This window comes from Okeania sp. SIO2F4 (assembly GCF_010672385.1).
In the GTDB taxonomy this organism is placed as follows: domain Bacteria; phylum Cyanobacteriota; class Cyanobacteriia; order Cyanobacteriales; family Microcoleaceae; genus Trichodesmium.
Genome location: NZ_JAAHGT010000843.1, coordinates 1 through 4,300, shown reverse-complemented (window position 1 = coordinate 4,300; position 4,300 = coordinate 1). Strand labels below are relative to the sequence as shown.

Annotated in this window: 2 protein-coding genes; one reads left to right on the top strand and one right to left on the bottom strand. The window is 39.5% G+C overall.

Features of this window, described 5'->3' with window-relative positions:
• The first annotated feature begins 343 nt into the window (after positions 1-343).
• Positions 344-724 (top strand): hypothetical protein, encoded by a 381-nt coding sequence (locus F6K22_RS33665; RefSeq protein WP_293108400.1) that lies wholly within the window; start codon positions 344-346, stop codon positions 722-724.
• Positions 725-1,147: 423 nt separating this feature from the next.
• Here the strand turns inward: F6K22_RS33665 and F6K22_RS33660 are convergent, their stop codons facing one another.
• Positions 1,148-3,889: a phycobilisome rod-core linker polypeptide gene (locus tag F6K22_RS33660; protein ID WP_293108397.1), complete on the bottom strand. Its 2,742-nt coding sequence runs from the start codon at positions 3,887-3,889 to the stop codon at positions 1,148-1,150.
• Positions 3,890-4,300: the final 411 nt, after the last annotated feature.

Here is a 4,300-nt window from a genome sequence, read left to right as displayed (position 1 = left end):
TTAGACATCTCCAGAAAAAAGGGAACCGGAAACAGGGAGAAATAATTGATTTTATTTTTGATTTTTGGAGAGGTCTATTAGTAAAAACTCCAAGTAGGGTTCGAGCGCTCAAGTCAAACCCCAACTAGGCATGAATTGTACCGATACTACCGGATTTGATATGACCTAGATATAGGAGTGCTAAAGCGCAACTACAAACAAAAATTTTTAATATCAAACTATGTGACAATGTTGCATAATTAAATTGACTTAAATTTAACTTTCCCGGCGGAAAGTCCTGCCCTGTCTCGTAGAGCAGCGTCGGGAGTATGTCAATAAGCTTTAATTACTCCAAGGAGAAAAAATGGAAGATAGACAGTATGAATTCAATCCCTCTCAAAACGAACTAATCCTCGACTTGTCGAATAAAATGCGCTTTGTCAGCTACTTTCTAATTGCTGGAGGAGTTCTTGCCACCATCATTGGTTTGTTGGGTTTAAACCCAGGTGTTATCATCCAGGCAGTTGTTGATATACTTATTGGTGTTTGGACTTTGAAAGCTGCTTCTTCTTTTAAACTTATTGTTGATACTGAAGGAAATGATATTGTTAACCTTATGGGAGCATTAGGTGAACTGCGAAAATTATACCGACTACAATATTGGTTGTTAATTATTGCCTTAGTTTTTCTGGCGATCGCCCTTGTTCTAGGTATTGTTGCTGGTTTTGTAGCATCTAGCAGATAGGTGATATCATTTCCGGTTGAACAATTATAAATAATTAGGAAGGAGTCAGGAGACAGTAGATGGGAGACAGGAAATGGGAGACAGGAAAAAAAGAAAGAATGTATCAGGATAAAGAAGTGTTTCGCTCGCGTAAGCGGAACGGAGTTCACTCGCCAATTATCCAGACATGGTATTACAGCAGTTTTCCTGCAGGGTAAACCCCAGTAGGGACGTTCCATGGAACGTCCTTACAAGATTATGGTTGTGACGATGTGGTTCATCAATCTCAAAAGCGCTGTAGGATATTTATCAATGCTAAAACTCACTCAAATATTACTTCCGAGTTCGCTCCTTCTAAATTTTTGACTTGCTATAAAAATCCCCTGCCATCAAAATCTATAGCAGGGGAAGAATAGCAATTAAAAGTCAAAAATAACTAATGGCTTAACTGCGATCTATTGTAGCTACTGGTTCAAAACTAGGAATAACTAAATCCTCATTCTGCTTAGTCAACTGATTATACAGCCTTTCAGTATTCGGGAAGTTAGCAGCAGGGAGAGTTGGGAAACGACGATAAGGAACAGTATCCTCCCCAAACATCTCAATGTATTCAACACTATTTACCATAGCGCCGATAAAACCCTTAATACCTGAAGTTGCCAGAATCTGATTATACTTACGAATCTCAACTTGATTGCGAGGAGCGCGACCTAAGAAATGCTTAGTACCAAGTTCAATCACCTTAGTATTAGGATAGGGTGTGTAGAACTCCTTAACATAAAGTTGAGAACAACCTAATCCCTCAATGAATTCCTTGAGGTTGATTTCATTATTTCCTAACTTACTTTCCAGAGAAGAGAACTCAGTCTTAACGACATAAGGATCGATATCCCGCTCAAAAATCTGACGGTAAGCAGCAGCAATAAGCAGTTTCAACTGTTGCTTATCTTTGGTACTTGTTAACTTAAATACCTTAGACTGCTCCCGTTGCTTGTTAACACCTTGAATAACTCGGAACTCAACATCAGGTTCGCTGCGAACTTCCACAGGAGTTCCCAACTCAACAAATCTTGGTGTAACTTCTTTCTCAACTTGCAGATTTTTATCGCCAATACTACCTACCCTTGTATTTCGCAAAGACAAACCAGCAGGAGTTAAGTAGCGTTCGTAAGGAATAGTATCTTCGCCAAAAGCTTCGTTATATTCTTGGCTATCGATAATGGCATCAACTAGAGCATAGAAACCTTTCTTAGCACAAATATCAAAGTAAGAATTAATTTCCTTACGTCCATAAGTCGGACGACCTAATAAACGCCGATGAATGTACTCAACTGCCTTACATACATACAAGGAACTCCAGTACATATTGCGGAAAGTGTCAGACTTTGCCAAAGTACGAATAAACTCGCGAACAGTAATATCACCGTTTTCAAGTTGAGTTTCTGCTACTTTCTGACGTTGACCATCGTAAACATCCCGACCAAATACTTGACGATAAGCAGCAGTGATAATCTTTTGAGTAGAACTTTCAGAGAACTTAATGCTAGCACCGTTACTGCCACCAGAGTTACTGAAACCACTACCAACATAACCTCCAGGAAGTTGATCCAGCTTGAAGACCTTCGGACCTAGAGAACCAGGATTTTTCGCTCTTGCACCAGGGTTACTAATTTGGCTATCAATACCAGCACCCTGACGAATTAAAATCCGACGAGTATCTTTACCAAAAGGTGCAGGACGGTTTTTGGGGTTGCGAGTTTCTTTCGGGAATATTGCCCCAAACTGAATTTCTAATGGGTCGTTACCGCTACCATAAACGTGCTGATCTGGCAATGGTTGATTATAATCAGCAAATAAAGTAACAAACTGAGGTACTTTCCGGAAAGGGGCACTGTAGTTAAATAAGTCAAGTTGTACTCCCCAGTTCCGACATTCCTGAGCCTCTTGACCTAAACCACGCAGATATGGTACTGTCTCCTCCCCAAAATAATCGGAGTATTCTTGAGAATCCACTATTGCATCTACCAAAGCGGACAAACCACCTTTAGTAACAATGTTAAAGTACTTACTAAACTCTTCTGGTGAACTTAAACCCCGACCCAAGAAGTGACGACTTGCCAGTTCCACTACACGGCTATTGACAAATCCTTCATAGAACTCTTTCCGGTACAGAGGAGATTTGCCCAAACGACGGATAAACTCCTTCATGGAGATTTCGCAGTTTTTGGCCTGAGATTCCAGATAAGAAATATTCAAGCTGTAAGCTCGGGTAATGTCCCGTTCAAATAACTGGCGATAAGCTGCTTTAATGACATCCTGTTTTTCAAAGTTAGACAGACCAGGCTTCATTACAAATTTTTGTCGCTTTTCGGCAGCATTGAAGTAAATTTGTGGTAATTCTAGCCCTTGCTGATCTGAACTTTGACCCTGGCGTTGCTTATTAGAAGGTGTTGACCCACGAAACTCTGTTAAAACTACATCAAAGTATTGGGCAACTATCTCCTTAGCTTCCTGGTCTTGAAAATATTTAATCGAAGCTTGTCGCATCTGTTGGATAGCCACAATAGTAGCTGCAGTGGAACAAGCATTCTCAATAATTTCTCTTAAACCACGGACATTAACTGAGAGAATGTTAGGATCTCCGGCCACAATAGCATAAGTAGTGTAGCGTAAGAACCAGGATAAGTCCCGCAAGGATTTGGTCATATTAGCGGGGCCATACTTAGACACAGGAATTGGTCGGAAACCTGCTGGTATGGGGCCAGCACTACTTGCACCTAAATTAGTGAACAGGTTGCGTAAACCTTGAAGTGGGTTATTTCCACCCTTTTTCTCTACATAAGTAACCGTATCCAGTTTCATACCTTCAGAAACTGCTGTTGTTGCAGCCTTAACAGCACTCATAGCCATTTCTGGTTCATCTGGCTTTTCCAAGTAGGCCAGAGGAGAACCACCAGTAAAGATAGTATTGGCGGCAGAAGAAACAATTCTTTCTGAATTATTAGTCAGTATCTGAGCAATTTCTAAACGTTTGGCTCCCGAACTGAAAAAGGTTGTCAGTTCATCTAGTTCACCTTTTTCCAGAAAGCGGTCTTGTTGTTCCGCTTGAGAAATAGTTGATGCTGGTACCGTTTGATATAGTTGTGGACGTGCAACTGAACTTCCACCACTTGCTTTGACAGTCATTCTATTTTTGTCGCTCCCTATTTGAAGTTTTTACAGCTTCTATTCAGACTGTTTAACTTGAATTTTTATGATATTTCAAACACCCATTCTTTATAGGAAATGGGTAATTTTCTTAAGGTTTTCCTTAAGATATTTTTTGCCACAAAAGCTGATATTAAAATCAAATAGATAGTTTATCATTTATTTGCTTTTAATACTTTTACAGCAAACTTGATTTATACTCCAGTCCTGTACTATTCCAGAGTTTATGGGTTATTCAGGGGGTTTGATGTACCTCAATAAGGTTTATGTGTTTCCCACAATACCCTTTAAATAACACCATATTGGCTGAAATTCTACAGTTAAAATACTGTAGGTTGACATCAAATTTTTGATTTTGATATTTTCTGCATTAGCATTTTAAATTCATAA

Coding starts and splice junctions, on each gene's coding strand:
- F6K22_RS33660 (WP_293108397.1), bottom strand. CDS start 3,889: ATGACTGTCAAAGCAAGTGGTGGAAGTTCAGTTGCACGTCCACAACTA.
- F6K22_RS33665 (WP_293108400.1), top strand. CDS start 344: ATGGAAGATAGACAGTATGAATTCAATCCCTCTCAAAACGAACTAATC.